Source organism: Methylacidiphilum infernorum V4 (genome assembly GCF_000019665.1).
GTDB classification, from domain to species: Bacteria; Verrucomicrobiota; Verrucomicrobiia; order Methylacidiphilales; family Methylacidiphilaceae; genus Methylacidiphilum; species Methylacidiphilum infernorum.
The window spans coordinates 1,171,355-1,196,068 of record NC_010794.1 but is presented as its reverse complement, the minus strand read 5'-3'; the positions used below and the strand labels follow the sequence as shown (position 1 = coordinate 1,196,068).

At 42.9% G+C, this 24,714-nt stretch carries 29 protein-coding genes; 19 read left to right on the top strand and 10 right to left on the bottom strand.

Annotated elements, in window-relative coordinates; translation table 11 throughout:
• Positions 1–35 precede the first annotated feature (35 nt).
• From MINF_RS05705 to MINF_RS05675, 8 genes are all read left to right on the top strand, one after another.
• Positions 36–1,427, top strand: a complete 1,392-nt coding sequence (locus tag MINF_RS05705) for a proteasome accessory factor PafA2 family protein (protein WP_048810480.1) — start codon at positions 36–38, stop codon at positions 1,425–1,427.
• 5 nt (positions 1,428–1,432) lie between these two features.
• Positions 1,433–2,743, top strand: a complete 1,311-nt coding sequence (gene ffh / locus MINF_RS05700; protein ID WP_048810197.1) for a signal recognition particle protein — start codon at positions 1,433–1,435, stop codon at positions 2,741–2,743.
• Between the two features lie 118 nt (positions 2,744–2,861).
• Positions 2,862–3,122 (top strand): 30S ribosomal protein S16, encoded by a 261-nt coding sequence (rpsP, locus tag MINF_RS05695; RefSeq protein ID WP_012463612.1) that lies wholly within the window; start codon positions 2,862–2,864, stop codon positions 3,120–3,122.
• Positions 3,123–3,203: 81 nt separating this feature from the next.
• Complete coding sequence (locus tag MINF_RS11175) at positions 3,204–3,389, top strand: hypothetical protein (protein WP_148205158.1); 186 nt, start codon at positions 3,204–3,206, stop codon at positions 3,387–3,389.
• 59 nt (positions 3,390–3,448) lie between these two features.
• Positions 3,449–4,147 (top strand): tRNA (guanosine(37)-N1)-methyltransferase TrmD, encoded by a 699-nt coding sequence (gene trmD / locus MINF_RS05690; RefSeq protein WP_012463610.1) that lies wholly within the window; start codon positions 3,449–3,451, stop codon positions 4,145–4,147.
• Positions 4,147–4,488: a 50S ribosomal protein L19 gene (gene rplS / locus MINF_RS05685; RefSeq protein WP_048810196.1), complete on the top strand. Its 342-nt coding sequence runs from the start codon at positions 4,147–4,149 to the stop codon at positions 4,486–4,488. Before trmD ends, rplS begins: the two co-directional genes overlap by 1 nt.
• 52 nt (positions 4,489–4,540) lie before the next feature.
• Positions 4,541–5,221 carry a ribonuclease HII gene (locus tag MINF_RS05680; protein WP_012463608.1) on the top strand — a complete coding sequence of 227 codons (681 nt, stop codon included), beginning with the start codon at positions 4,541–4,543 and terminating at the stop codon, positions 5,219–5,221.
• Positions 5,172–5,603, top strand: a complete 432-nt coding sequence (locus MINF_RS05675; RefSeq protein WP_048810195.1) for a YraN family protein — start codon at positions 5,172–5,174, stop codon at positions 5,601–5,603. The genes MINF_RS05680 and MINF_RS05675 overlap by 50 nt, the downstream gene beginning before the upstream one ends.
• 509 nt (positions 5,604–6,112) lie before the next feature.
• On the opposite strand, the gene MINF_RS05670 is transcribed toward MINF_RS05675, so the two are convergent.
• From MINF_RS05670 to rplU, 4 genes are read right to left on the bottom strand one after another with little or no spacing between them, the layout of a single operon-like run.
• Positions 6,113–6,457: a TMEM14 family protein gene (locus MINF_RS05670; RefSeq protein WP_012463605.1), complete on the bottom strand. Its 345-nt coding sequence runs from the start codon at positions 6,455–6,457 to the stop codon at positions 6,113–6,115.
• 17 nt (positions 6,458–6,474) lie between these two features.
• Positions 6,475–7,572, bottom strand: a complete 1,098-nt coding sequence (gene obgE, locus MINF_RS05665; RefSeq protein ID WP_048810194.1) for a GTPase ObgE — start codon at positions 7,570–7,572, stop codon at positions 6,475–6,477.
• A 57-nt stretch (positions 7,573–7,629) separates the two neighbouring features.
• Positions 7,630–7,884 carry a 50S ribosomal protein L27 gene (gene rpmA / locus MINF_RS05660; RefSeq protein ID WP_012463603.1) on the bottom strand — a complete coding sequence of 85 codons (255 nt, stop codon included), beginning with the start codon at positions 7,882–7,884 and terminating at the stop codon, positions 7,630–7,632.
• Between the two features lie 45 nt (positions 7,885–7,929).
• Positions 7,930–8,256, bottom strand: coding sequence for a 50S ribosomal protein L21 (rplU, locus tag MINF_RS05655; protein WP_148205157.1), 327 nt, complete (start codon positions 8,254–8,256; stop codon positions 7,930–7,932).
• A 217-nt stretch (positions 8,257–8,473) separates the two neighbouring features.
• Between rplU and MINF_RS05650 the strand changes: the two genes are divergently transcribed.
• The 8 genes from MINF_RS05650 (at position 8,474) to MINF_RS05615 (ending at position 17,276) form a co-directional block, all read left to right on the top strand.
• Entirely contained in the window at positions 8,474–9,814 is a 1,341-nt protein-coding gene (locus tag MINF_RS05650) for a transaldolase family protein (protein ID WP_238523439.1), read from the top strand.
• A 72-nt stretch (positions 9,815–9,886) separates the two neighbouring features.
• Positions 9,887–11,347 (top strand): form I ribulose bisphosphate carboxylase large subunit, encoded by a 1,461-nt coding sequence (locus MINF_RS05645; RefSeq protein ID WP_012463600.1) that lies wholly within the window; start codon positions 9,887–9,889, stop codon positions 11,345–11,347.
• 40 nt (positions 11,348–11,387) lie between these two features.
• On the top strand, positions 11,388–11,810 hold the full coding sequence (locus MINF_RS05640) for a ribulose bisphosphate carboxylase small subunit (protein ID WP_012463599.1): 423 nt from the start codon (positions 11,388–11,390) through the stop codon (positions 11,808–11,810).
• Positions 11,811–11,847: 37 nt separating this feature from the next.
• Entirely contained in the window at positions 11,848–12,789 is a 942-nt protein-coding gene (gene cbbX / locus MINF_RS05635) for a CbbX protein (RefSeq protein WP_012463598.1), read from the top strand.
• An 18-nt stretch (positions 12,790–12,807) separates the two neighbouring features.
• Positions 12,808–13,830, top strand: coding sequence for a phosphoribulokinase (locus MINF_RS05630; RefSeq protein ID WP_012463597.1), 1,023 nt, complete (start codon positions 12,808–12,810; stop codon positions 13,828–13,830).
• A complete protein-coding gene (gene tkt, locus MINF_RS05625) occupies positions 13,823–15,871 on the top strand; it encodes a transketolase (protein ID WP_012463596.1) in 2,049 nt (682 codons plus the stop codon). The genes MINF_RS05630 and tkt overlap by 8 nt, the downstream gene beginning before the upstream one ends.
• Positions 15,872–15,900: 29 nt before the next feature.
• Positions 15,901–16,506: a histidine phosphatase family protein gene (locus tag MINF_RS05620; protein ID WP_048810478.1), complete on the top strand. Its 606-nt coding sequence runs from the start codon at positions 15,901–15,903 to the stop codon at positions 16,504–16,506.
• Between the two features lie 62 nt (positions 16,507–16,568).
• On the top strand, positions 16,569–17,276 hold the full coding sequence (locus MINF_RS05615) for an HAD hydrolase-like protein (protein ID WP_048810193.1): 708 nt from the start codon (positions 16,569–16,571) through the stop codon (positions 17,274–17,276).
• On the opposite strand, the gene MINF_RS05610 is transcribed toward MINF_RS05615, so the two are convergent.
• The 3 genes from MINF_RS05610 to serA are packed head-to-tail and all read right to left on the bottom strand — an operon-like array spanning position 17,273 to position 19,658.
• Entirely contained in the window at positions 17,273–17,641 is a 369-nt protein-coding gene (locus MINF_RS05610; protein WP_012463593.1) for a DUF488 domain-containing protein, read from the bottom strand. The genes MINF_RS05615 and MINF_RS05610 overlap by 4 nt on opposite strands.
• Positions 17,635–18,021, bottom strand: coding sequence for a hypothetical protein (locus MINF_RS05605; RefSeq protein WP_012463592.1), 387 nt, complete (start codon positions 18,019–18,021; stop codon positions 17,635–17,637). Before MINF_RS05605 ends, MINF_RS05610 begins: the two co-directional genes overlap by 7 nt.
• A 41-nt stretch (positions 18,022–18,062) precedes the next feature.
• On the bottom strand, positions 18,063–19,658 hold the full coding sequence (serA, locus tag MINF_RS05600) for a phosphoglycerate dehydrogenase (RefSeq protein WP_012463591.1): 1,596 nt from the start codon (positions 19,656–19,658) through the stop codon (positions 18,063–18,065).
• Between the two features lie 203 nt (positions 19,659–19,861).
• Here serA and MINF_RS05595 point away from each other — a divergent pair, with 203 nt between their 5' ends.
• The 3 genes from MINF_RS05595 to MINF_RS05585 all read left to right on the top strand — a co-directional run bounded on the left by MINF_RS05595 (position 19,862) and on the right by MINF_RS05585 (position 22,805).
• The gene (locus MINF_RS05595; RefSeq protein ID WP_012463589.1) at positions 19,862–20,512 is read left to right on the top strand and encodes a helix-turn-helix transcriptional regulator; all 651 of its coding nucleotides are present in this window, start codon (positions 19,862–19,864) and stop codon (positions 20,510–20,512) included.
• A gap of 96 nt (positions 20,513–20,608) precedes the next feature.
• Positions 20,609–22,453, top strand: coding sequence for a GreA/GreB family elongation factor (locus MINF_RS05590; protein ID WP_012463588.1), 1,845 nt, complete (start codon positions 20,609–20,611; stop codon positions 22,451–22,453).
• A 43-nt stretch (positions 22,454–22,496) separates the two neighbouring features.
• The gene (locus tag MINF_RS05585; protein WP_012463587.1) at positions 22,497–22,805 is read left to right on the top strand and encodes an FmdB family zinc ribbon protein; all 309 of its coding nucleotides are present in this window, start codon (positions 22,497–22,499) and stop codon (positions 22,803–22,805) included.
• A 58-nt stretch (positions 22,806–22,863) separates the two neighbouring features.
• Here the strand turns inward: MINF_RS05585 and MINF_RS05580 are convergent, their stop codons facing one another.
• From MINF_RS05580 to thrC, 3 genes are read right to left on the bottom strand one after another with little or no spacing between them, the layout of a single operon-like run.
• Positions 22,864–23,106 carry an NIL domain-containing protein gene (locus MINF_RS05580; RefSeq protein ID WP_012463586.1) on the bottom strand — a complete coding sequence of 81 codons (243 nt, stop codon included), beginning with the start codon at positions 23,104–23,106 and terminating at the stop codon, positions 22,864–22,866.
• Between the two features lies 1 nt (position 23,107).
• A complete protein-coding gene (locus tag MINF_RS05575) occupies positions 23,108–23,398 on the bottom strand; it encodes a MoaD/ThiS family protein (protein WP_012463585.1) in 291 nt (96 codons plus the stop codon).
• Between the two features lie 32 nt (positions 23,399–23,430).
• The gene (thrC, locus tag MINF_RS05570) at positions 23,431–24,663 is read right to left on the bottom strand and encodes a threonine synthase (protein ID WP_048810192.1); all 1,233 of its coding nucleotides are present in this window, start codon (positions 24,661–24,663) and stop codon (positions 23,431–23,433) included.
• Positions 24,664–24,714 lie beyond the last annotated feature (51 nt).

Genomic DNA, 24,714 nt, shown 5'->3' with positions numbered 1-24,714 from the left:
AAGTTGAATTTTTGGGTTGGAGGATCGACATTTCGATGAGACGCATTGTTGGATTAGAAACGGAGTATGGATGTCTTTTTAACCAGGGAACAGATCTATTGTCTGTCCCTGAACAAGTTAAAGATTATCTCATCCTTGAAAAAAAAATGGGGCTTATCGATGTCCATGACAGGGATTACGACGAGCCGGCGGGTAATGGAGGTTTTTTATTTAACGGGGGCAGGCTTTATATCGACATGGGGCATGTTGAGTACTGTACTTCAGAATGCAAGAACTTGGCCGATCTTGTCGCCTCCGATTATGCCGGGGAAAAATTGCTTCAAACAGCTCTTGATGAACTTGGTCTGAGCAGCAAGGTTTCATTTATAAAGAACAACATAGATCACTATACGGGAGCAACTTTTGGATGCCATGAGAATTACTTGATCCATCGCAATGCTCCTTTAACCCAGGAAAACGTGGATTCTCTTCTTGCTTTCTTGGCCATAAGAGGGTTGATGGTAGGAAGCGGACGCGTGGGCAGCGTGCTATCTTCAAGGAAATATAACAAGAAAGAGGGCAAAACGGTAAATTTCCAGGTCATGCAGCGCGCGGATTATATCCAGACCGAGATTTATGAGTGGGTCCAATTTAACCGGGCCTTGATTAATGCCAGGGATGAACCCCTTAGCGATCCCTGTCGATTCCGTAGGCTGCATCTTCTTCTCGGAGATTCGAACATTTTGCCTTTTTCACAGGCTCTCAAAGTGGGTTCAACAGCCCTTGTCTTGGATCTACTCGAATGTCGAAAGCTGCCCCCGATCGCTTTTACTGATCCAGTAAAAACCATGAGACAAGTTTCCCATGTTGCGTCAGCGGACTTACTGATCGAACTTGCCGATGGACGAAAATGGACCCCGGTGGAAGTCTTATCCGAGTATTATCTTCAAGCTCAGAAGTTGGAAGAAAAAGACGAAGATGCCTATTGGATCTTGGAAGCTTGGGAGGAAGTCCTTGAAGGGCTTTCCGGCAATCAGGAAAAACTGATAGGTAAAGTAGATTGGATCACGAAAAAATATCTTTTGGAGTCCTTTTGTATGAAAGAAAACATAGCATGGGATGATCCTTGGCTTGATAGCCTTGATTTAGAGTACCATCAGATCGACAGGAAAAAGAATTTTGTGTGGCTTCTTCCCAATACCCGTTATGAAGATCTCAACCTACCCAGTTGGCCTCAAACCAATTTTATAGCGGATCCTCCTCGAAACACCCGCGCCTACGTACGCAGCCTCCTTATGAAACAGCTTGCTAAAGAGAAGGTTTCCTATGTTATAGACTGGGATTATGTTCAAATAGGGAATTCTAAGTTTTATTCCTTGGATGATCCTTTTATATCGGTTTTGCCCAAGACTTCAAAACGGCCTTGTTTTGATACAATAAATTGGTAGGGGTTATGTTAGAGCTGTTACAACAAAAATTGCAGTCCCTATTTAAAAATCTTAGGGGCTATGGGAAGCTTAGTGAAGAAAATATCTCGGGAGCGATCAGGGAAATTAGGCTTGCCCTTTTAGCTTCCGATGTCCATGTCCAGGTTGTCAAAGAAATTTGCGAAGAAGTCAAGCAGAAGTCTTTGGGAAAGAAAGTCTTGGAGACTATTCGACCTGGAGATCAGTTCATAAAGATTTTTCATGACGAGCTTATCCAGTATCTTGAGGCCGATAAAAATGGGCTCTCTACTGATCGTCCTTTGAGGATATTGCTGTGCGGTTTAAATGGATCGGGGAAAACAACTACAGCAGCCAAGCTAGCCTTATGGTGTAAAAAAAATCGTGAAAGGGTTGGATTGGTGGCTGCAGACCTGACCAGGCCGGCGGCTATCGCACAACTTTCGAAGCTTGCTTCGCAAGTAGGAGCTCCCGTTTATTCTCCTCAAGAAGCTGAAAAACTCGATGATTTTCTACTGAGGGTTGCCACGGAGTCTGTGCAAGATAGGCTTTCTGTGGTCATATATGATACTGCGGGAAGACTGGACCTGGATGATGAGCTGCTTGAAGAATTGCATCACATCTATGAGCTTGTTTCTCCCCAGGAAGTTTTGATTGTTATCGATTCAGCTACGGGACAAAAAGGAGTTGATGTCGTCGCGGCCTTTAGGCAAAAGATTCCCCTAACGGGCTTGATTCTTTCCAAGTTCGACGGTGATGCTCGTGGAGGAGCTGCTTTTTCAGTAAAAAAGGTAACCGGTGTTCCCATTCTTTTCATGGGAACGGGAGAAAAGATAGAGTCTTTGGAAGTGTTCCGACCGGACAGATTGGTGGATAGGCTCTTTGGGTTTGGAGATATCGTTTCTCTTGTTGAAAAGGTAGAAGCTCAAGTCAAAGAAGAATCGATTGCTGAAATCGAAAAAAAGATTCGTTCTAAGCAGTTTGGTTTGGATGATTTTCTGGTCCAGATGCGTATGCTCAAAAAACTTGGTCCCTTAGAACAGGTCCTTTCCTATCTTCCTGCTTTTCCGGGCAAAGGGCAACTCACAATCGATGATAAAAAATTGAAGAGGATAGAAGCCATTGTTCTTTCTATGACTCCTGAGGAAAGAAAAAACCCCGATATCATTAATGGCAAAAGAAAACTGAGGATATCCAAGGGCAGCGGGACAACGGTGACCGAGATCAATGAATTCTTAAAAAGATTTGACGCCGTTCGTAAAATGATCAAAAAGTTTTCTTCCAAGGAGGGTTTTAAACTTCCTTTTTTTAAAAACTAACGCTTGAGTTTTATCCTTTAGATTGTAGAGTCTTTCTTTTACGTGGTTTAAAGCCATTTTAATATTGTAAAAGAATAAAATTTTTTAACTTTTTATTGGTATACAAGGAAGAAGGCCTATGGCTGTTGTAATAAGATTAAGACGAGAGGGAAAGAAAGGTAGACCTCAATATAGGATCGTTGTGGCGGATAAACGGTGCCCTACCAACGGAAAGTATATCGAAGAAGTGGGGTTTTATGATCCCATGGTTGAGGCTCCGCAGGGCTACCGTTTAAAACTTCAAAGAGTGAGTTACTGGCTTAAGCAGGGAGCAAAGCCCACCGAAACAGTGGATCAAATTATCAAAAAGGTTTCAAAATTAGAAACTAAAGACAACTGACAAGGGGCCTTTGTCCTTCCAAGGGGCTAGACTCCAGGATTGCATTCGCATTAATGCATAATGCTGATTATGGAAATTGCGATGAGCACAAAGCGGCTGGCAACCACAACTGCCCTACCCGTGGCGAGTCCATCCAGCAATGGCTTCACTGCTACGGAGAGGTTCTCTGCCCTAGCCGGCAAAGTCAGGCCTCTTGGATGCGAATGGGGTCGGCAAGACCCCTCTGGGCAGGAAGAAAACGGGGCGAATATTTGTGCACGTTTTTGATAGCAGAATGGATGGATCGCAAAAAAAAGGACACCTACTGATCCCCTTTCTTAATTAAAGTGAGAATCGATGTTGTAACCCTCAATCCCCGAATTATCGAATCGGCTTCGGAAGAAGGTATTCTTAAGCAAGCTTTAAAAAAGGGGCTATTGGAGCTTTTTGTTCATCAGCTCAGGGATTATGCACGGGACAAACATAAGACGGTGGATGATAGACCTTATGGGGGAGGGCCTGGGATGGTTTTAAAATGTGAGCCGATTTTCGAAGCCGTAGAAGCGATTGGCTGGTGTAAGGATAAAGATACGGTGGTATGCCCTTCGCCTTCGGGAATAAAGTTTGACCAACAGCTCGCTAAAGATTTGTCCAAGAGAAATCGATTGATCTTTATTTGTGGCCAATATGAGGGAATAGATCAGCGTGTTATTGATCAACTTGTTGACCTGGAAATTTGCATTGGAGATTATATATTAAGTAGCGGGACGATCGCCGCACTCGTTATTATAGATAGCGTGGTAAGATTGATTCCGGGCGTATTGGGCAATCAGGATTCAATCCTTGATGAATCCTTCGAGGATTTTTTACTTGAAGGGCCCCAGTATACTCGACCGAGAAAATTCAGGGATTGGGAAGTTCCGGCTGTCTTGTTGTCTGGAGACCATAGGCGGATACTCTTATGGAGGAAGCGGCTTTCTGAAGAGAAAACAGAAAAAATGCGCAAAGACCTTTGGGAAGCCAGAAAGAAAGGAGAACGAATATGATGAACCTTATTGAAAAAATTGAATCGACGCAACTCAAAAAGGATATTCCGTTTTTTGCCCAGGGGGATTACGTGACGGTTATGTCGAAAGTTATCGAGGGTGAAAAGGAAAGAGTCCAATCGTTTTCAGGAATAGTGATCAGCAGGAAAGGCAGGGGAATTAATGAATCTTTCATTGTAAGAAAAATAAGTTATGGGGAAGGAATTGAAAGGAATTTTAAACTTCATTCCCCGGCGATTGAAAAAATCATCGTAGAAAGAAAAGCCCCGAAAATAAGAAGAGCCAAGCTTTATTATCTGCGCAAGCAAAAAGGCAAAGAGGCGATGCTCGGTATAAAATAGACAAGGAAAATGGATCAAAAGCTTGGCCCGATCTTTGACGGCGGGATGATTAATGAATCCCCTTGATCTTTCCTACGAGAAAAGACTTCTTACAAAGGGTTATCGGGTTATCGCGGGAATTGATGAGGTGGGCAGGGGGGCCATAGCAGGACCAGTGGTTGCCGCTGCCGTAATCTTGCCTCAGGATTTACCTTTTCACAAGTATTTAAAAGACTCCAAGGCTGTCGAGGAAAAAAAAAGGAAGCAAGTTGTACAGTGGTTGCTCAAAGAGGGAAGGATAAGCTTTGGCCTAGGTTTTTCATTTGTTGAAGAGATTGAAAGAATAAACATCCACGGCTCTTGTCTTTTAGCGATGAGAAGAGCTATATCTTGTCTTGAAGAAAGACCGGATATTCTCCTTGTTGATGGAATTTTTAGTCCCCCTCATCTATCTATCCCTTCCTTAACGATAGTGGGAGGAGACGCTAAAGTAGCTTCTATTGCTGCAGCTTCCTTGGTGGCGAAAGTCAGCAGGGACGGCTGGATGGTTAAACTCAGTTCCCTTTATCCGGAATATGGCTGGGAAAAAAATAAAGGATATGGCACAGCCAATCATTTTGAATCCTTGAGAACCAAAGGCCTTAGTCCTTATCACCGGAAATCCTTTTTGGTTAAGAGGTTGCACCTTGCGAAGTCCTTGAATTATGAAATGGATCTCTATTCGGAATTGGATAAAGAAAAAAAATTTTTTTAAGAATCCCCGCAAGGTAAACAGTCTTGTCGGACAGAGGGGAGAAAAAGAGGCGGCTTTTTTCCTTCACAACTTAGGGTATAAGATATTACTCAAAAATGTAAAAATCGAGGGTTACGAGCTCGATCTTGTATGTAGGGATAAAGAAGTGCTTGTTTTTGTTGAAGTTAAAACTCGCAGCTCCATTCAATACGGTTTCCCTTACGAGGCCGTTGATGCTCAAAAGAAAAGAAACCTGATTGCTGCCGCCCATGCTTACCTGAAGCTTCTTAAAAATCCGGTTGTCGCTTATCGGTTTGACGTTGTTGAAGTTTTATTTTTTAAGGGAACTCGACCCAAAATCACCCATTATCCTAATGCCTTCGGCATGGGGAGCGGGTTTTAACTTGATGCTTATTATCAAAAGCTTATAAAGCAACAGAAGATCATTCAAGCTTTATGCTGACAGGAACATTTTTGGTTTGAGGAAAGCTTCCGATTAAGGGGATATACGCCCAGGAAAAATCTCGCGGTTTTGTATCAGGGCAGACTACCTATTAAGTTAGCGGCTTTGTTGTAATTTTCCAACAGAAAAGGATCAAGGGCTGAATGCCCATTATTGAATTTCATGTTGAAATGGGCTTGTAAAGATTCTGAATACCTATTCTAAGAAGCAGTTTGGCCCGTGGATCGGTAAAAAGCGGCCACGGATAAGATTTCCCTGGTAGGTCCAAAAGAAGCTGGAAGGAGGATGGTCGGGGATCGTCCCTATAAAGGCTTGCATGGTCAAAGAGCAGATCGGTTTTTTGGCATCGACAGATGAAGTGCAGTTTTTAGACAATCGTCCCAAAATGAAGAGCTTGTTCTTTTCTTTTGATTGGACAGTTGCCACTTATCCCTAGATCCCTTCTCATGCTAACGGACCGAGTAGAGGTAACCCAGGACAAACAAAGACAAAAGGAGCATTAAAGAAAGCAGGGAAGCAACAAATAATTTGCTCTTGTTACCCGCTGCAACAAGCCTCCATGAGACGACCGCCCTCCACAGAAGCATGAGACTGAAAAGCGAAATAAGAACCAGAGAAAGGACTAGGGCTAATGCGAGTTTCGAAAAAAAACCAAGAATGATCGCTATTATACCCATACCGCTCCCACTAAAGAGAGAAGTCTTGGCTTTCTTGGGATTGGATAAATATCCCACGAGCCCAAGCAAGATAAGGGCAATACCGTAGAAAATCAAACAAAGTGAGGACTTTTCCATAAGAATGAGCTTTTAAGCTATGTTAATGGGGAAAGGACTTTTGGAGAAGAGGGAATTAATTTCTTGGTGGATTCAAAGCTTTTTCGACAAGAATTCAAAAACAGCTCAATTCCTTGAGCTTTCAGGGCAGATATGGGCAAAAAACTTAAACCCGTTCTTTTATTGAAATCCAAGGACTTGTGATTTAAGCTATCCGCTGCAACCAGATCCACTTTGTTGCCTACAATAAGAAACGGTTTTTTTAAGAGTTCTTTATTGTATTTTTCAAGTTCATTACGAAGGGTATAGAATACTTGGACGGGATCAAGAAAGGGGTCGGCAAGGTCAAGAACATAAACGAGAAGATGGGACCTCTCTATGTGTCTTAGGAAGTAAAAACCAAGTCCTTTACCTTGGTGAGCTCCCTCGATAAGTCCAGGAATATCGGCACATGACATTCTATAACCGTCGTCAAAGTTCACGATGCCCACATGGGGTTTTAAGGTTGTGAATGGGTAAGGGGCTGTTTTGGGTTTTGCATCTGTCACCTGCCTAAGTAGCGTTGACTTACCCGAGTTAGGTAGCCCAACAAACCCAACGTCAGCTATCGTTTTTAATTCCAAAAGGAACTGCCCAGATTGTCCTTCTTCTCCTTCTTCACAATAGCGTGGAGATTGATTGATCGGGCTACGGAATTGAAAATTACCTCTTCCTCCTTTACCGCCTTTGCAAAGAATAAAACGCATACCCGGTTCAATCAGTTCTCCTATCTTTTTCAGCGGTTCACCCGGCTTGGGGATAGGGAGAAGATCCCGAGATGAATGAAAAATTCGGTTGGGATCAAGCTGATAGACGACTACCCCGGGAGGAACTTCCAATTTGAGGTTTTTCCCATCACGTCCTTTTCTTTTTTGACCCTTTCCCGGTTGACCATCCTCGGCAAACTGATGGGGAGAAAAAAGAAAATGAGAAAGATCGGAAAGCTGAGGATTAACTTCTAGGATCACATCTCCCCCTTTACCCCCATCTCCTCCATCGGGCCCACCATGAGGACGAAAGGCTTCCCGGCAAAAACTAATACAACCATTGCCTCCTTTTCCTGCTTTGGCTAATATACGGACGTAATCGGTAAACATTCTTGTTAAATATACCCAAGAAAAGAACAAAGGGAAACAAGGGGAAGCGTTTTGGAATTAAGCGGTATTGAAGGGTTTGACATGGACAAGACGTCTTGAACCGTCCCATTCCACTTGGCCATGGACAAGAGAATAGAGAGTAAAATCTCTTCCCATTCCTACGTTTTTACCGGGTTTAAATTTCGTCCCCCTTTGTCGTAAGAGAATATGACCCGCTTTTACGACTTCTCCACTGAATTCCTTTATGCCCAATCTTTTGCTGTGGCTATCCCTACCGTTTCTCGTACTGCCTTGTCCTTTTTTATGTGCCATACAAGAACCCTCCTCTCTATGGGTTAGATATATCTTCGCTTTAGTTTATACAGGAAGATGAATTTTTTTAACTTTTACCCGCAGCAGTTTTTGCCTATGCCCAACAGTCCTGTGGTAACCCTTTCTGCGTTTAAACTTAAAGGCGATAACCTTTGGAGTTTTTATTTCAGAAAGACACTCCAGCTCGACCGAAGCACCAGCGACAAAAGGTTGCCCTACCTGCTTCATTTGTCCTTCCCCGACGTAAAGGACCTCGTTGATTTGAAGGAGTGTATCTTTCGTATTCGGTTGGTGCGCAGGCAGTTCAATGTTTAACTCCTCTCCTTCGCTTATCCAGTATTGTTTTCCTCCTGTCTGTATGATGGCTTTCATGTTTAAAATCCAGAAGGTTTTAATTAAAATGAGATTCGTTGTAAAATCAAATAAAAAAACTGGAATATAAAAATAGCATGGATTGGAAAGGATTATCAAAAATAAAATTTATGCGGTTTTCCTTTGTGAGCTGAGTGGTTTATGTTTTCAATGGGGTTTTTATTGTTGTTGCTATAAGTATTTTTCTTATCCATCTTCTATGATGAAAAACAAGCTTATGAAAATCAACCTTGATGATTTAATTGGATCCCTGGAAGAATCGATCCTGGATGCCATTGAACGGGTAAGGGGAAAAAGCAAGCCTTTACAGGAAGCCTACTTTTTATCCCATCCCATGTTAGGGGCACTCAAAAGGGCCGGGACCAGCCATATTTATGTCGATAGTGCCGATTTCCAAGAGCTGGACGATTTAATTATCCGCTCAGAAGACAGGGATAAGCTTATTTACAACGAGGAAATAGATGGAAATACTACCAATCAACCCCTGGTAGCTAAAATTTTTAACCGGTATTTTGAGCAGGATACCGAAGATAAAGTAGGGGATTGGATTAAGTGTTTAAAAGAAAAAAATCCGGGATTGAGTTTAGGGGATTTGGTTGTCGTTCTTTATACGATTATCAATGGGAGAATAGGTATAGAAACAACCGAAAGATACGGAATGGGGAGGAGATGGGAAATAAGCTTGGAACTTCATACGGAGCTTGCTCCAAGTATTGAAAATTCTTTTAGAGCAGCATGGTGCCTTTCTAAGACTAATCCTAATGCCTTTGTGAAAGTTCCCTTTACTCCTCATTTTCCCCACTGTTTCATCATAGCGAGGGAACTGGAAAAAGCGGGGATAGCTGTAAACTTTACCGCTACATTTTCAGCCAGGCAAGTTGTTGCCGCAGCCCTTCTTGCCAACCCGCACCGCAGCAATGTCTTTATTGGACGATTAAGCCAAGGCTTGCAATCGGAATTACTTGGCGAACAGGTGGTGTTGGAAGCCCAAAGGCAGCTCAGCAAATTGAGAATGAAGTATGGCCTGAAAACCCTCAATATCGTGGCCAGCATGCGCAAGTGGCAGACTTTTTTATTGACTGCAGGTTGCGACGTTTATACTTCTCCTTACCCGGTACTAAAAGATTTTTTGATGCAGAAAGAAGTTCCTGCTGGAGAAATCGCTTCAAAATTGGAACAGAGTTATGTTGATCAACTGCATTTAAAAGAAGAGGTGGTGAGCAAGATAGGGGAGAACCGGCTCCGGTCCCTTTTTGTGGTCGAACCGGAATTTATCGAATTTCTAATTACTTTGAGAAATTCTGCTGAATTTGAAGAAATGGATGGAGAAGGGTTACAAAAGAGTTTTGAAAAAGCCGGATTTGGGGATTTCTTTTATGCACCGACCGTGCAGGAATGGGCGGAATTGAAAAAAGGGAAATTGCCCGATTTAAATTCAGAGTTGACAAAAAAAATAGCCTTGGATACGCTTTATAGCCTTTTGGCTATAGGTGATTTTTCTAATTTCCAGCATAAGATGGACGCAGAAGTCATCAAAAAAATAGAAAAATCTTTGTAAAATGTTGTTTTGGCTTTTTCTTTTGGTTGAATATTCTTAAAGTATAAAAAGAAGTAAAAAAGGAGTAAATCAATGGTGATAGCAGGCGATGGAAAAGCAGGTGCAAAAAAAAGCAGGTGGTCCGCAGGTGTTACCCCTTATGCCGAAATGGGGTATTATAATGCCGATTACGTTCCCAAGGATACCGATATTCTTGCTGCGTTTCGGTTCGTCCCGCAAGAAGGGGTAGAACCCATTGAAGCTGGGGCCGCTGTTGCAGGAGAATCTTCAACGGCAACCTGGACGGTGGTATGGACGGATAGACTCACCGCCTACGAACATTACCAAGGAAAATGCTTCCGCGTTGAACCGGTTCCCGGGACAAACCAGTATATAGCCTTTATTGCTTACGACCTCGATCTCTTTGAGGAAGGATCGATAGCCAACATGTCCTCCTCTATCATCGGAAATGTATTTGGCTTTAAAGCTCTGAAGTCTTTGAGGCTTGAGGATTTGAGGATTCCACCCCATTACGTGAAAACTTTTCAGGGACCGGCCCACGGTATAATGATGGAGAGAGAATACCTCAATAAGTATGGAAGACCGCTTTTGGGGGCGACGGTGAAGCCCAAGCTGGGCTTATCCGCAAAGAATTACGGTAGGGTTGTTTACGAGGCTTTGCGTGGAGGGCTCGATTTTACCAAGGATGATGAAAACATCAACAGCCAGCCTTTTATGCGTTGGAGGGATAGGTGGCTTTTTTGCATGGAAGCTGTCAACAAGGCGATGGCGGAAACGGGAGAAATTAAGGGCCATTACCTTAATGTGACAGCCGCCACCATGGAAGAGATGTATGAGAGAGCGGAATTTGCCAAGGAGCTAGGCAGCGTGATCATCATGGTGGATTTGACAGCCGGTTTTACGGCAATCCAATCGATGGCGAAGTGGTGTAGAAAAAATGGTGTATTACTTCATCTTCATCGCGCGGGGCACAGTACCTATACTCGACAAAAGATTCATGGAGTCAATTTCAGGGTGATTGCCAAGTGGATGCGGCTTGCCGGAGTAGACCATATTCATGCGGGCACGGTTGTGGGGAAACTGGAGGGAGATCTGCATTCTGTTCAAGGTTATTACAAAACTTTGAGGACACAGTATACCGAAGCGGATCCTCTCCTTGGTCTTTATTTTGAACAAGATTGGGCCTCGATGCCTGGAGTCATGCCTGTAGCCTCTGGTGGAATCCATGCAGGGCAAATGCATTTACTTTTAAGTTACCTGGGAGAAGATACCATCCTGCAGTTCGGTGGGGGGACTATAGGTCATCCCGATGGTATTGCTGCCGGGGCCACGGCAAACCGGGTGGCTGTAGAGGTTATGGTTCAGGCAAGGAATGAAGGGAAAGACATTCTTAGGGAAGGGCCTGAAATCCTGGAGAAAGCCTGCAGGTGGAGTCCCGCTTTGGCTAAGGCGATCGAAACATGGAAAGATATAAGCTTCGAATTCGAGTCCACCGACGTTCCCGATGCGGTGGCGATGCCTACGATTGCGTAGAAGAATTATATAAAACCGGTAAAACTTAAGGATAACGATTATGAGAATAACACAGGGTACTTTTTCCTATCTTCCGGATTTGACCGATGAAGAGATAGCGGCCCAAGTTCAATATATCATTGATCAAGGTTGGTCGATAATGATCGAATATACCGACAATCCTCATCCGCGGCATACCTATTGGGATATGTGGGGGCTTCCCCTTTTTGATATAAAGGATCCGGCTGCGGTCATGCAGGAGTTAAACGAATGCCGAAAGGCTTACCCCAACCATTACATCCGCATTAGCGGTTACAATCGCCAGCAAGGATATCAGACCACGATGATCAGTTTTATTTGTAACCGTCCCAAGGAAGAACCGGGTTTTGAGCTGGTTAGAACGGAGTGGGCAGACAGGCAGCAGAAATACCAGCTAAAGCCTTATGCCATTGATAAACCTAAAGGTCAGCGCTATAAAAGCTGACTGCTTTTATCAATAAATTAAACCAACGGAAAAAGAGATGGAGGTTCAGCAAAAAGAGATTGTTTTATCCAAGGGGTCAGAAGAAGGAATTTCGCTTATCGATATCGGTGAGCAATTAAACCAGTTTCGAATCGAGGAAGTATTGGAAGACCTTGAAAGGGAATTGATCGGTCTTAAACCGGTAAAACAGAGAGTCAAAGAGATCGCTTCATTTCTCATGGTCCAAAGACTAAGAGAAATAGCGGGAGTAGTGACCGAACCTCCATCTCTCCATATGTCTTTTACGGGTCCACCCGGCACGGGAAAAACGACGGTGGCGATGAAGATGGGAAAAATTTTGCACAGGCTTGGTTATGTCAGGAAAGGCCATCTTATCACCGCATCAAGGGAGGATCTCGTTGGGCAGTATGTAGGGCATACCGCGCCAAAAACCAAAGAAGTAATAAAAAGGGCAATGGGTGGCGTTCTTTTTATTGACGAGGCTTATTCTTTATACCGACCCGAAAGTGAAAGAGATTATGGCCAGGAAGCGATTGAAATTCTTTTGCAAGCCATGGAAAACAACAGGAAAGATCTTGTTGTGATATTTGCAGGTTACCAGGACAGGATGGAATTGTTTTTCCAGATGAATCCTGGCTTGAGATCAAGAATAACTCACCATATCCAGTTTCCAAGCTATACCTATGAAGAGCTTATAGCCATCGCTGACCTTATGCTAAAACAACAGATGTATTTTTTTGACGAGGAATCTCGAAAGGCTTTTGAGGAATACCTAAAACTGCGTATGCAGCAACCCCTTTTTGCGAATGCCCGAAGTGTAAGAAATGCGATCGATCGATTTAAACTGCGGCAGGCGGCTCGACTTATTCAACAAGGAGGAAGGATGCCTCCAACTGAATTAATGAGGATTGATCAAAGCGATATTAGACAGAGTCGGGTCTTTAAAGAAGCGCAACTTAAAACCGAAAAAGAAGAATAAGTTGAAGGTTTTGAAGCTATGCGGCGTCCTATAATGCTTGGAATCGTTGGAGATAGTGCTGCGGGTAAGTCTACTTTAACAGGAGGACTGGTAAATTTATTAGGGGCTGATCGCGTCACCCACATTTGTACCGATGATTATCATAAGTACGATCGCAAGGAAAGGGCGCAGATAGGTATAACCGCTCTCCATCCGGAGTGCAATTACCTGGATATCATGGAACAGCACCTTGAGCGGCTTCATTATGGCTTGCCGATTTTAAAGCCCGTCTACGATCATTCCAACGGTTCACTTGTTCGTCCCGAATATATCATGCCCAAGGAATTTATCATCGTTGAAGGCCTTCTTGGGTTTTATACCCGGGTCATGCGTCAATTTTACGATGTCAAGGTTTATTTAAATCCTCCCGAAGAATTGAGAAGGGTTTGGAAGATCAAGAGAGACACGACTAAGAGGGGGTATACCCGTGAGCAAGTTTTAGAAGAACTCATCAAAAGGGAACCTGACTCTGAAGCCTATATACGGCCCCAGCGGGAATTTGCCGACATTATTGTTACTTTTTATCCCCCCAAAGGAGTAGATCCCGAAAAAATTGATGGTCATTTAAACACGAGGCTTGTTTTGCGGCCTACCATCCCTCATCCCGATTTTTCTTATCTTATCGATAATCGTGCAGAAAATCATGGCATACGCCTAGAACTAGGCAGGGATATGGGTAAACCGGTAGATATTTTAGAAATCGACGGTAATGTTCCCGAGGAAGAGGCTCTTAGACTAGAAAAAACGATCTGGAGTCACCTTCCTCGTGGGGTACCTCCTTTAAACCTGGATAGGCTGGGAAGGTATCTGGATAGAAATGAAATTAAACACAGTCATCCTTTGGCTTTGACCCAACTCCTTTTAGCCTACCATCTTTTGAGAGCATACGACGAGAATGCGACGATTCCTTTTGCTCCTCCTGTCGATGCTCTTTCACGAATCAGGAGGCAAAGAGAATTAAGCCTAAAGGAAATTAACATGGAGATCAAGCGCAATGACTAAGAATAGGGAAAGCTTAGAAAAAGATTTGCTTCAGGATTCGAAATTAGAACAACTGGCGGTCAATGTCATTCGAGGGCTAGCTATGGACGCTGTCCAGAAGGCCAATTCGGGACACCCGGGTACACCTATGGGCCTTGCGGATGCGGCTGTAGTTCTCTGGACGAGGTTTTTGAATTTTGACCCCGAGGATCCCGATTGGCCTGATCGGGATAGGTTTGTTCTTTCTTGTGGTCATGCCTCCATGCTGCTCTATAGCCTACTTTTTTTGAGCGGGTATGATATTTCTTTGGAAGATCTTAAAAATTTCAGACAGTTTGGGTCTAAAACAGCGGGTCATCCCGAGTATGGGCATGCTCCTGGAATAGAAACAACGACCGGACCGCTAGGACAGGGAATCGCGAATGCGGTGGGCATGGCTTTAGCTGAAAGAATTTTGGCTAGCCGCTACAATAAGCCCGGTTTTGAACTTTTTGACCATTGGACTTATGTTTTTGCCAGCGACGGGGATCTGATGGAAGGGATTTCCCACGAGTGCTGCTCACTGGCGGGTCACTTGGGCTTAGGAAAATTAATCGTATTGTATGACGACAACGGTATAACGATCGATGGCCATACTTCTTTAGCTTACAGTGACAATGTTAAAGAGAGATTCCTTTCGTATGGATGGGAAGTGCAACAAATTTACGGAAACGACCGCAAACAGGTTGAAGAGGCCTTTTCAAAAGCAAAATTGAGCACAGACAGGCCTCATATGATCATTGCTAAAACCCATATCGGCTATGGCAGTCCTCATAAACAAGATACAGAAAAAGCTCATGGGGAACCTCTTGGGGTTGAAGAAGTAAGGTTGGCCAAAGAAAAACTGGGATTGCCTGCCGACATTCTCTTTTATGTTCCGGAAGAAGTTGTTCAATATTTTCATGCATTCGCCCAGAGAGGAAAACATAAGCGACAGCAGTGGATGGAACTTTACAAGAAGTATGCCCATATTTATCCCCGGGAAGCGGAGAGCTTGCATAAGGCCTTAAGAAACGAACTGCCTGAGGATTGGGATAAACAGTTGCCTACCTTCCCTTTAGATAAGCCTATCGCTACGCGGGCAGCTTCTGGAGCGGTTATAAATTCTATTTTTTCAAAAATCGATTCTCTTGTAGGCGGATCAGCAGATCTAACGCCTTCGAATAACACGAGGCCGAAGGAAGTTGTAGATATATCCAAAGGAAATTTTTCGGGAAGGTATATTCATTATGGAGTTAGAGAACATGCCATGGCGGCGATAATGAGTGGCATGTCTTTACATAAAGGAATAAGACCCTATGGAGGGACTTTTCTCATCTTTTCGGATTACATGAGACCATCCATGAGGCTGGCCGCAATGATGAAGTTGCCTGTGATTTATATTTTTACCCATGATAGCATCGGCTTAGGGGAGGATGGACCCACCCATCAACCTGTAGAACAACTCACAGCTCTACGGGCTATACCGAACATGACGGTTTTTAGGCCATGCGATGCAATGGAAACGGTTGAGGGCTGGAAAGTAGCATTGAGCAAAAAAGAAAGACCAACTTGCTTAATTCTTACCCGACAGGCATTGCCCGTGCTTGACCGGTCTAAGTATGCTTCCAGCGTTGGAGCTTTACGGGGAGCTTACGTGATTTCTGATGCCCCTGGCTTTCAAGTCATTTTAATCGGGAGCGGATCAGAAGTCCATATAGCCCTTGAAGCCCAAGAACTGCTAGCCCAGAGAAATATTCCTGCCCGGGTGGTTTCAATGCCTTCCTGGGACCTCTTTGCTGAACAATCCCCGGAGTACCAAGAGGAGGTTCTTCCTTCACCTATCCGAGCAAGGGTCGCCGTGGAAGCGGCAGCAACATTGGCATGGGCTAAGTGGGTTGGACTTGAAGGTGAAGTCGTAGGGCTTGATCATTTCGGGGCTTCGGCTCCCTACAAGACGATCTATCAAAAATTTGGAATTACGGCTGAAAAAGTAGTCGAAGCGGCCATCCGATCCCTGGAGCGCCAGAAAAGCCTCTCTTGATATATCGGCGGCTTTATTGTCAAATACAGATGGGAGTTCTCTACTTTGCCCGGCATTGCAAAACCGCTTGGAACCTGGAACATCGGATTCAGGGTCATACGGATATTCCCCTTTGTGAGGCGGGGATCAAGGAAGCCAAAAACAATGTGCCCATTATTAAAAACCTGAACATTACTAAAATCTATTCCAGTCCTCTTGCTCGGGGAAGACAGACGGCTGAAATTTACGCCCAATACTTGGGTGTTCCCCAGGAAATTCGAAAAGATCTTATAGAAATGGACATGGGAGAGTGGGAAGGGAAAACAGCTCAAGAGCTTTCCCTTTTTAGCCCTTCACTGTATTTAAAATGGATTCAAGATCCTCGACTCGTTCCCCTGGTCCCGGGTAGTAAAGAAGATGTGTACAGTGCACAGAGAAGAATCGTCGAGGCGGTTAAGGAAATTTATTTTAAAGAAGCCAGGCTTTTTAATGTTTTAATTATCCTCCATAAATACATCTGCTCACTCTTACGTTGTGCCTTGCAAAATTTCGAACTGAGTCATTTTAAGAATGAAATCATCGAATCGACCTTACCCCAGGATCTAGCTGTCAGTAGTCCAGAATTTTTCCAAGCTTTTGTCTTTCCAAAGAAATAAGATAGATTTAATGAGCGGTTGACAAAAAGGATTATTCCCTCAGTTCTCCGGAGAATAAAGTGATGGCAAGAGGGTTGCTAAAGGCGATCATTTTGGATTTTGACGGAACGATCGCCTATACCGAAAAAGAAGCTCATTTGCCCGCCTGTAATGAGGCTTTTCGAAAAATGCACATCCCTATTGAGTGGTCTTGGGAAGAATTTGTCTCCCTTTTGGAGTTGCCCGGCAATCAAGCGAGAATGGAATGGGCTTATCAAAAACTTTATCCTTTTGTTGAGGAAAAAACGATAAAAGAACTGTCTGGAAAATGGATAGAAATAAAAAAGGAGCTTTATATCAAAAAGTACGTGCACCAGGCCCGTCTCAGAGAAGGGATAGCCGAGTTGATCAAGCAAGCCCTTGCTCAAAATATAGCTGTGGCTATAGTGTCGACTTCCATTGAAGCACAAATCGAGGCTTTTTTGGATAAGCATATTCCCGAAGCAAAGGCTTATATTCATCCTATTTTGGGTAAAAACGCGGGGAAAAAGACCGCCCCTGATTCTCCCCTTTATAACAACTGCCTGAAGATTCTCAACCTGAAGAATAAAGAGATTATTGCAATAGAAGATTCAAGGGTGGGGTTGCATGCCGCACTCAAAGCAGCTATCAAGTGTATCGCCGCCCCTAATGAGTATACAAACAAGCAGGATTTTACAGGGGCCTCTTTAGTTATCCCCGATTTATCCAAGCTTAATATTGCCCTCCTCGAAAGCCTGCTTGAGGATTAGGTTTTATCTTTTATCCTATTTTCTATAAAAGATTTTAAAACAACCGCTTGGTTATGGATGCTGTCTTTGGCACTGTAGAGGAAGGTAATTGTCGTTGAAGGGCAATTTTTAAGAAACTCTCCGATTTCCTTTTCTTTGGACAAAAGTTCTTCTTGGTATTTTTCTCTAAAATCTTCCCATTTTTGGGGATCATGAGAAAACCATTTTCTTAATGCCGAAGAAGGCGCCCAATTTTTAGCCCAAGTATCAATCTTTAATTTATCTTTGGAAATTCCTCTAGGCCATAACCTATCGACTAGAACCCTGTATCCATCCTGGGGAGCAGGCTCATCGTAGACCCGCTTGATAAAAATATGTTTTACCATTCCCAGCTAAAAAGTTCAAGGCCACCTCCAGGAGTCATGACCTCAGTACTGTTGATTGTCCATGTGGGATGGGGCTGTCTTGGATCTTTGGCCATAAACTTCTGTCCATATCCCAGTTCCTTAGGAGCTAGAGGATTGATCAGTTGAGGCCCTTGCCTGATCCCTTCAGGAATAATTCCTGTTGCCCTTGGAGGAAGAGCCATGGGGGGCTTTCGAGCTTTTTCAGGAACAGGTTTTAAGGGAACCGCTTTAGGATGTTTTTCAATCTTTTTGGCTTGGGCTACTTCTGGATCATTCTTCTGGGGTTCGGCAGCGGATAAAGCTAATAAGGAACCGGCAACAACGAGAATGAAACAAACAGTTCCCAATCCTCTTTTCACAATGTGAATATGTCACAAACCTTTTAAAGAATAAAGAAAAATCATAACGAAATTAATTGGACATTATAGATATCTTCAATGTTTCGTATCTTTACGAGGATATCGGGGGAGGGGATATTATCAAGATTAAGTATACTGATGGCTTTTTCTCCCGCTTTTGCCCTGGCAAGGGACATCGCCGCAATGTTTATGGAGTGTTCTCCCAGTATAGTTCCAACTTTTCCGACTATGCCCGGCCTATCCTTGTTTTCAAGGAGGAGCAAAATCCCTTCCATGGAAGCTTCAATAGGATTGAAATTAAGCTGAACAAGCCTATGGGACCTGCCATAGAAAGTGGAAGCGGCTTGGTAAGTATGTCCATCCGTTTTGGCCTCTATGCCGATGATTTCAGCAAATTCTCCAGCACTACTCATCTTGACTTCTTTGACATCTATACCCAGGGTATTGATTAAGAATATAACGTTAACCTCGTTAACTTCTTTGCCTGCGACCTTTCTTAAAAATCCTTTTAAGACCGCTCGGGTGATAGGGCTTGTATCGTATTCGTTTACCTTTCCTGAAAAATAGATTGTAAGGCTATCGATTCGATTCACAACCCACTGGCTCATGAAAATTCCCAGTTTTTCTCCCAAGGCCATGTAAGGTCTAAGGATTGACAAGATTTTGGGATCCACGCTGGGCACGTTAACCGCATTGCGGATAATATTATGGCAAAGGACATCGATGACCATAGCCGCTATCTCGGTTCCCACATTTTCTTGCGCTTCAATGGTGGAAGCGGCAAGATGGGGAGTGAGAACAACATTGGGCAGGCCGCGTAAAGGAAAATCAGCCGGCGGAGGTTCTGGTTCATAGACGTCGAGGGCGGCTCCTGCTACCCATCCCGATTTTAGGAGTTCTTCTAAATCGGCGATGCGAATTAACCCTCCTCGGGCACAGTTGATTATTCGAATTCCTCGTTTGCACTTTTTTAAATTATCTTTGTTGATGATCCCTTCGGTTTCTTGGGTCAGGGGAACGTGCAGGGAAAGGAAATCAATATCTTGGAAAAGCTCATCGAGGCTGTTTACAAGTTCGACTTGCAGGTTCTTCACTTTTGTTGGTGACAGATAGGGATCGAAACATTTGACCTTCATCCCAAAAGCAAGGGCCCGCTTGGCTACCTCCATACCGACCCTTCCAAGACCTATGATGCCTAGAATCTTCCCGTAGAGTTCAATACCTTCAAAGTTTTTCCTTTTCCATTCTCCTAACTGCATCGAAGCATGGGCTTGGGCTACATTTCTTGCTAAAGCCAAAAGCAAAGAAAAGGTGTGTTCTGCGGTCGCTATGGTATTTCCCCCCGGAGTGTTCATGACTACAATTCCCTTTTCCGTAGCCGCATCAACGTCAACATTATCGATCCCTACGCCAGCCCTTCCGATGACCTTGAGCTTTTTTCCCGCTTCGATAACTTTTCGAGTTATTTTAGTCTGACTCCTTACAATAACTCCATCGTAGTCGGCTATGACCCGAGCAAGCTCGTCTTCCTTTAAGCCGTATTTTTCATCGACTATGAGTTGAGCCGAGGCTTGGAGTTCAGCTATTCCTTTTTTGGAAATCGGATCCGCAATAAGAATGTGATAGAAAACAGACATAGGCTTATACTTTCTTGAAGTTTCAGATAAAAATTAAACAACTAAGAAACATGACTTTTATTTTTTTCATTGAAAAAGGGTAAAAGCAAAAGAATTCTCAAATTTTTAAATTTTTTCAATAAAAAAAGAGAGTGCCATTTTTTTAATATCGGCGTAAAAACATTTTTTTGATATCCAACGAACCCTTTTTCCATCCACAAAGTATGAACGACCTTTTATCCAACCTGATAAAAGATTCTCGTTATAATATACTTTTTGAATTGAAAAGAAATCCAGGACTTTCCATAGGGGAATTAACTAAAAAAATAAATTTATCGTACATGGGTGTAAAGCAACACTGCCTGGCATTGGAAAAGGAGGGTTTCGTTGAGACGCAAAAAAGACAAAAATCGATTGGAAGACCCGAAATCGTCTATTGCTTAACGGAAAAGGCCGATATCTTTTTTCCGAAAGATTATTCCTCTTTCGTTGAAAGGCTTTTGAGTGGAATAGAAACTTTATACGGTTCTTTGGCCTTGGATCGGCTGATATACTGGGTTTTTAGAAAGGATGGGGAAGAGTTGAGCCAATCTGTCAGTAGTTTAACCTTGGAAGATAGGGCTAAAGAGCTCATGAGTTTTAGAGAAGAAAGGGGATACATGGGAAGGCTTGTTAGAGAAAGTGGAGAGGAATTCAAGATTATAGAATTTCACAACCCTATTTTGCCCCTTTTAGACAAGTATCCAAAAATAAGGATTTTTGAGAAGCAAATGTTTGAAAAAGTATTAGGGGTTCCCGTGAAACGTATAGAGGATAGATCTTATGGAAGTTATTATTGTACATTTACGTTTAACAACCCGACTTCAGCAGGATAAAAAAGGGCAATAAAAAAAGAGATTTACGTTTGTAAGATTAATTAAATTATTTTATACTTGTAATAAACAGCTTATCTTATTAAGATAGATTATCCTATGACAAGCAAAACATTTACTATTATTTCTAATAAAGAAGATCTAGAGGATGAACAATGTATTAATACAAATAATCTTAAAGAAGGGGCTTTTTGTTTACACAAGAGTTGGGGACTAGGAAAGGTCCGCCAGGTTGACGAGCATTCAGGCTTTATTCTCATCGATTTTAAAGAGAAACCTGCTCACCAGATGGATCTTGAGTTTGCCTCTAGTTCCTTGGTTTTCCTTTCGACTGATCATCTCCTTGTTTTGAAGGAGGAAAAGCTTTCCTATGTTCAAAAACTTTCACTGGAAAATCCCATAGAGCTTATAAAAATTTTTATCTTTTCTTTTAAAGAAAAAGCTACTTTAGAAAAGCTGCAAACCGTTTTATGTCCTGATGTCATCCAGGCCGAGCTATGGAAAAAGTGGTGGGAAAATACGAAAAAGGTATTAAAAAAATCGGCTTACATCCATGTTCCTTCGAGGAAGTCGGAACCTTTTCTTATTTTAGAAAAAGCCCATGATCCTGTTTCCTCCTTTATGCATACTCTAGAGGCTAGCTTGCCTTCGCGAAAAAAGGTGGAATCATTAAACAAGATACTGAAGGAAATGGAAAGCTGGGATGATCAAAAACTGGCTTTGAAAGCGGTTCAAGCCATTGACGATTTGTTGGCGAAGTCCAACAAGGATTCTTTTCCATGCTTGGATTTTGCTCTTTTGAAAGAGGAGATACTCCAGAAAGCTAAAATTGCCCATTCCCAATCCAACGATTCCGATCTTTACCCCTATATTCCCGAACAGCCTGAAATTCTGCTTGGTTCTCTCCTTGCCCTCTCTTCAGCCAATCAAGAAAAAGTTCTGCTTTTAATTTGGGAAAGAAAAAATAAGCCCGTTGATCTCTTTTTCAATCTTCTGAACGATGCGGACGGCAGGCTGGCCGATAATATAGTCAAGATTTTTGTACAGGCCGGATTAGTAGAGCTCCTTGTCGAAAGATTTAATCGGCTGATTAGAGAAAGAGCATTATCCGTTGAATTGTTATATTGGTTATGTAAAAACAGGGATAAACTATTCGAGCCCTTGTTCAATATCCATCTGTTTTATTGTATCCTTTATGTCCTGGAAAGAGAGCTAGGAGCTGTGGGGAAAAAAGCGGAAAAATTATACGATCTCCTTACTTCTGGTACAGAGCTTATTTACAGCCTGCTTTCTCATGCTTCCTTGGATGATGTTAAAGACATTACTCGAACCATTCTTCTGAGTCCCGTTTTTAAAGAACTGGATAAAAGATCCTTGCTTGGAGCCATCGTTAAGATTACCCCTGAAGTTCAAGAACTTATCAGCAACAACCGGGGAAATGAGGGGGAAAGCTTGCTCATAGTTTCCTGGGAAAGCTTGGAACAAAAGAAAAAAGAGCTGGATGAGCTGGTGAGGAAAAAAATACCCGAAAATAGTAAGGATATTGCTCATGCTCGATCTTATGGAGATCTCAGGGAAAATCATGAATATAAAGCAGCAAAAGAGATGCAGGTTGTTTTAATGAGAAGAAAAGCTGAGCTTGAGTCGATGATCAGTAGGGCCAGGGCTACAGATTTTTCCAACGTGGATACCACTACGGTGAATATAGGAACGGTTGTAAGTTATACGGATTTAAAAACCAATAGAACAAATTCTGTAGCTATTCTTGGAGCTTGGGACAGTAACCCCTCCAAAGGAATCATTTCCTATCTTGCTGCTTTCGGTCAATCCCTCTTAGGTCATAAAACCGGTGATGTGCTCCAAGTATCCTTAGAGGATGGAATAACCACCGAAATTAGAATAGACAAGATAAGCCGGTGGAACACCAAGTCTCAAGGAAGCTGATCTTCTAAACGAAAGACGGCGGTTTCTAACGAAAGGAATACTTATGCCTACCTATCAATACGAATGCAGTCAATGTGCTCATCGGTTTGAAATCTTTCAACCTATTACCGAACAACCTTTAATCCATTGTGCAGAGGAATGTTGTCCCCGAAAGCCTTGGGGTAAAGGTAAAGTAAAAAGGATTATTTCCGGAGGCATGGGGCTTCTCTTTAAAGGTTCGGGTTTTTATATTACGGATTATCGTAGTCCAGGTTATTTAAAAGCCGCTAAAGCCGAAAAGGAAGCTGGATCAAAAGCTTCTGCTTCTGATGGGGGTTCATCAACTCATCATTCCTCATCATCAAAGACCTAAGAAGGGCATCAAAACCCTTCTTGATTATTTTTTTCCGGGGTTGTCCCCAAGGAAAGTTTTAACCTTCAATTGTGCTTATTTCAACGGGTTCTACCTGAACCCCCTGTGCTTCTAGCCAGCTCACCGCTTCCTTGATAACTTCGACGTCCCCTTCAAGTTCAATGCCTATGATTCCGATCTCTCCTGTTATACTGGCATTTCTAATGTTAAAAATAAGATCAAAATTTCGGCTTAATTCCCAAATTAATGGCCTTTTACAGAGGTTTCCATCTAGACTTAACCAGTAGCGTTGTTTGCTCATGTCATCCCCCAGCTATAGCGGGGACAATACTTACTTCGTCTTGGGAATGAAGTAAAGTATCCTGTCCATTTAAAAAGCGGATATCCTCTCCGTTAAGATAGATGTTGACAAAACGCCTGATCTCGCCTTTTTCATCGCAAATCCGGTTTAATATTCCTGGAAATTCAGCCTCAAGGCTTGCGAGCAGTTCCCTTATCGAGTTTGCTGAAAGATATACGATTTCTTGGTTTTGAGTCAATCCACGAAGTGGAGTGGGAATTCTCACCGCAATTTTATTGAGAGTTGTATTCATAATCTTTTCTATTATTTCCTTTCTTGTTTAATTTATAAAGCCACAATTTTGTCGAAATCCTGGATGGTTGGATCGATAATCTGTATGGGTTGCAGATGATCTTTAAGAACGTCTGCAGTCTTTAAGCCGTTGCCCGTAATGCACAATACAATTTTACTTGATGGAGGTATATGGCCTTTTTCAATCAGTTTTTTCGCACATCCGACCGTTACTCCTCCAGCGGTTTCAGCAAAAATGCCTTCGGTTTCAGCTAAAATTTTTATCCCTTCAATAATTTCAAGGTCATTGACATCTTCAGAAAAGCCTCCTGTTCTGCGAATCGTTTGTATGGCATAAAAGCCGTCTGCCGGAGTACCTATAGCTAGAGACTTGGCAATTGTGCTGGGATTGGGGACTGGTCTTATTAAATCTGTTCCTTTTTTAAAGGCAGCCGTAATAGGATTACAACCCAGGGCTTGGGCGCCGTGAATGGCATAGGGCTTGTTTTCGACCAGCCCACAAATAATCGCCTCTCTATAAGCTTTATCGATCTTTGTGAGTAGAGAACCACTGGCCATACAGATCACGGTGTGATCAGGAATTTCCCATCCCATCTGTTCGAGGATCTCAAATCCCATGGTTTTAGATCCTTCAGCGTAATAGGGCCTAAAATTGACGTTTACAAAAGCCCACCTGTATTTACCCGCTATTTCTGAACAGAGGCGATTGACTTTATCGTATGAACCCCGGATGCCGATCACTTTTGTTTTGTAAACGAGACTCCCGATCACTTTCGCCGGTTCAAGATCAGCAGGAATAAGGACATAGCTTTTAAATCCACTGCTTGCCGCATTAGCAGCCAAGCTATTGGCAAGGTTTCCCGTCGATGCACAGGATACAATGGAAAAATTAAGTTCTCGGGCTCGCGATAAAGCGACAGAAACAACCCTGTCTTTGAATGAAAGAGAAGGGTAGTTGATAGCGTCGTTCTTGATGTAGAGTTCTTTTACACCTAGTATTTTGCCGAGTCTTTGGGCGCGGATAAGGGGAGTCATTCCCGTGTGCAATCCCACCGTTGGACTTTCTTCTAAAGGAAGAAAAGCCTCGTAGCGCCACATCGAATGAGGCCCAGATTCTAAGAGTTGCCTGGAAACATATTTTTTGAGCTTGTGGTAGTTATAGGTAGCTTCAAGGGGCCCAAAATCAAATTCACAAACATGCTGGGCTTCTTTAGGGTATGTTCTACCGCATTCCTTACATTTCAGACAATCAAAGAATTCTTTCACAGTTTTTTTCCTTTATGGAGCTTATCGAGAAAAACGTTGAAGAGCTACAGG

What these genes read in the sequence shown, in the direction of transcription:
- MINF_RS05675 (WP_048810195.1), top strand. Translation starts at nt 5,172, where the DNA reads ATGAAATGGATCTCTATTCGGAATTGGATAAAGAAAAAAAATTTTTTT.
- rpmA (WP_012463603.1), bottom strand. Translation starts at nt 7,884, where the DNA reads ATGGCACATAAAAAAGGACAAGGCAGTACGAGAAACGGTAGGGATAGC.
- ffh (WP_048810197.1), top strand. Translation starts at nt 1,433, where the DNA reads ATGTTAGAGCTGTTACAACAAAAATTGCAGTCCCTATTTAAAAATCTT.
- MINF_RS05640 (WP_012463599.1), top strand. Translation starts at nt 11,388, where the DNA reads ATGAGAATAACACAGGGTACTTTTTCCTATCTTCCGGATTTGACCGAT.
- MINF_RS05680 (WP_012463608.1), top strand. Translation starts at nt 4,541, where the DNA reads ATGAATCCCCTTGATCTTTCCTACGAGAAAAGACTTCTTACAAAGGGT.
- MINF_RS05590 (WP_012463588.1), top strand. Translation starts at nt 20,609, where the DNA reads ATGACAAGCAAAACATTTACTATTATTTCTAATAAAGAAGATCTAGAG.
- rplS (WP_048810196.1), top strand. Translation starts at nt 4,147, where the DNA reads ATGAACCTTATTGAAAAAATTGAATCGACGCAACTCAAAAAGGATATT.
- obgE (WP_048810194.1), bottom strand. Translation starts at nt 7,572, where the DNA reads ATGTTTACCGATTACGTCCGTATATTAGCCAAAGCAGGAAAAGGAGGC.
- rplU (WP_148205157.1), bottom strand. Translation starts at nt 8,256, where the DNA reads ATGAAAGCCATCATACAGACAGGAGGAAAACAATACTGGATAAGCGAA.
- MINF_RS05645 (WP_012463600.1), top strand. Translation starts at nt 9,887, where the DNA reads ATGGTGATAGCAGGCGATGGAAAAGCAGGTGCAAAAAAAAGCAGGTGG.
- MINF_RS05575 (WP_012463585.1), bottom strand. Translation starts at nt 23,398, where the DNA reads ATGAATACAACTCTCAATAAAATTGCGGTGAGAATTCCCACTCCACTT.
- MINF_RS05630 (WP_012463597.1), top strand. Translation starts at nt 12,808, where the DNA reads ATGCGGCGTCCTATAATGCTTGGAATCGTTGGAGATAGTGCTGCGGGT.
- MINF_RS05650 (WP_238523439.1), top strand. Translation starts at nt 8,474, where the DNA reads ATGAAAATCAACCTTGATGATTTAATTGGATCCCTGGAAGAATCGATC.
- MINF_RS05610 (WP_012463593.1), bottom strand. Translation starts at nt 17,641, where the DNA reads ATGGTAAAACATATTTTTATCAAGCGGGTCTACGATGAGCCTGCTCCC.
- tkt (WP_012463596.1), top strand. Translation starts at nt 13,823, where the DNA reads ATGACTAAGAATAGGGAAAGCTTAGAAAAAGATTTGCTTCAGGATTCG.
- MINF_RS05705 (WP_048810480.1), top strand. Translation starts at nt 36, where the DNA reads ATGAGACGCATTGTTGGATTAGAAACGGAGTATGGATGTCTTTTTAAC.
- MINF_RS11175 (WP_148205158.1), top strand. Translation starts at nt 3,204, where the DNA reads ATGAGCACAAAGCGGCTGGCAACCACAACTGCCCTACCCGTGGCGAGT.
- MINF_RS05585 (WP_012463587.1), top strand. Translation starts at nt 22,497, where the DNA reads ATGCCTACCTATCAATACGAATGCAGTCAATGTGCTCATCGGTTTGAA.
- MINF_RS05670 (WP_012463605.1), bottom strand. Translation starts at nt 6,457, where the DNA reads ATGGAAAAGTCCTCACTTTGTTTGATTTTCTACGGTATTGCCCTTATC.
- MINF_RS05580 (WP_012463586.1), bottom strand. Translation starts at nt 23,106, where the DNA reads ATGAGCAAACAACGCTACTGGTTAAGTCTAGATGGAAACCTCTGTAAA.
- cbbX (WP_012463598.1), top strand. Translation starts at nt 11,848, where the DNA reads ATGGAGGTTCAGCAAAAAGAGATTGTTTTATCCAAGGGGTCAGAAGAA.
- rpsP (WP_012463612.1), top strand. Translation starts at nt 2,862, where the DNA reads ATGGCTGTTGTAATAAGATTAAGACGAGAGGGAAAGAAAGGTAGACCT.
- serA (WP_012463591.1), bottom strand. Translation starts at nt 19,658, where the DNA reads ATGTCTGTTTTCTATCACATTCTTATTGCGGATCCGATTTCCAAAAAA.
- MINF_RS05620 (WP_048810478.1), top strand. Translation starts at nt 15,901, where the DNA reads ATGGGAGTTCTCTACTTTGCCCGGCATTGCAAAACCGCTTGGAACCTG.
- MINF_RS05615 (WP_048810193.1), top strand. Translation starts at nt 16,569, where the DNA reads ATGGCAAGAGGGTTGCTAAAGGCGATCATTTTGGATTTTGACGGAACG.
- MINF_RS05595 (WP_012463589.1), top strand. Translation starts at nt 19,862, where the DNA reads ATGAACGACCTTTTATCCAACCTGATAAAAGATTCTCGTTATAATATA.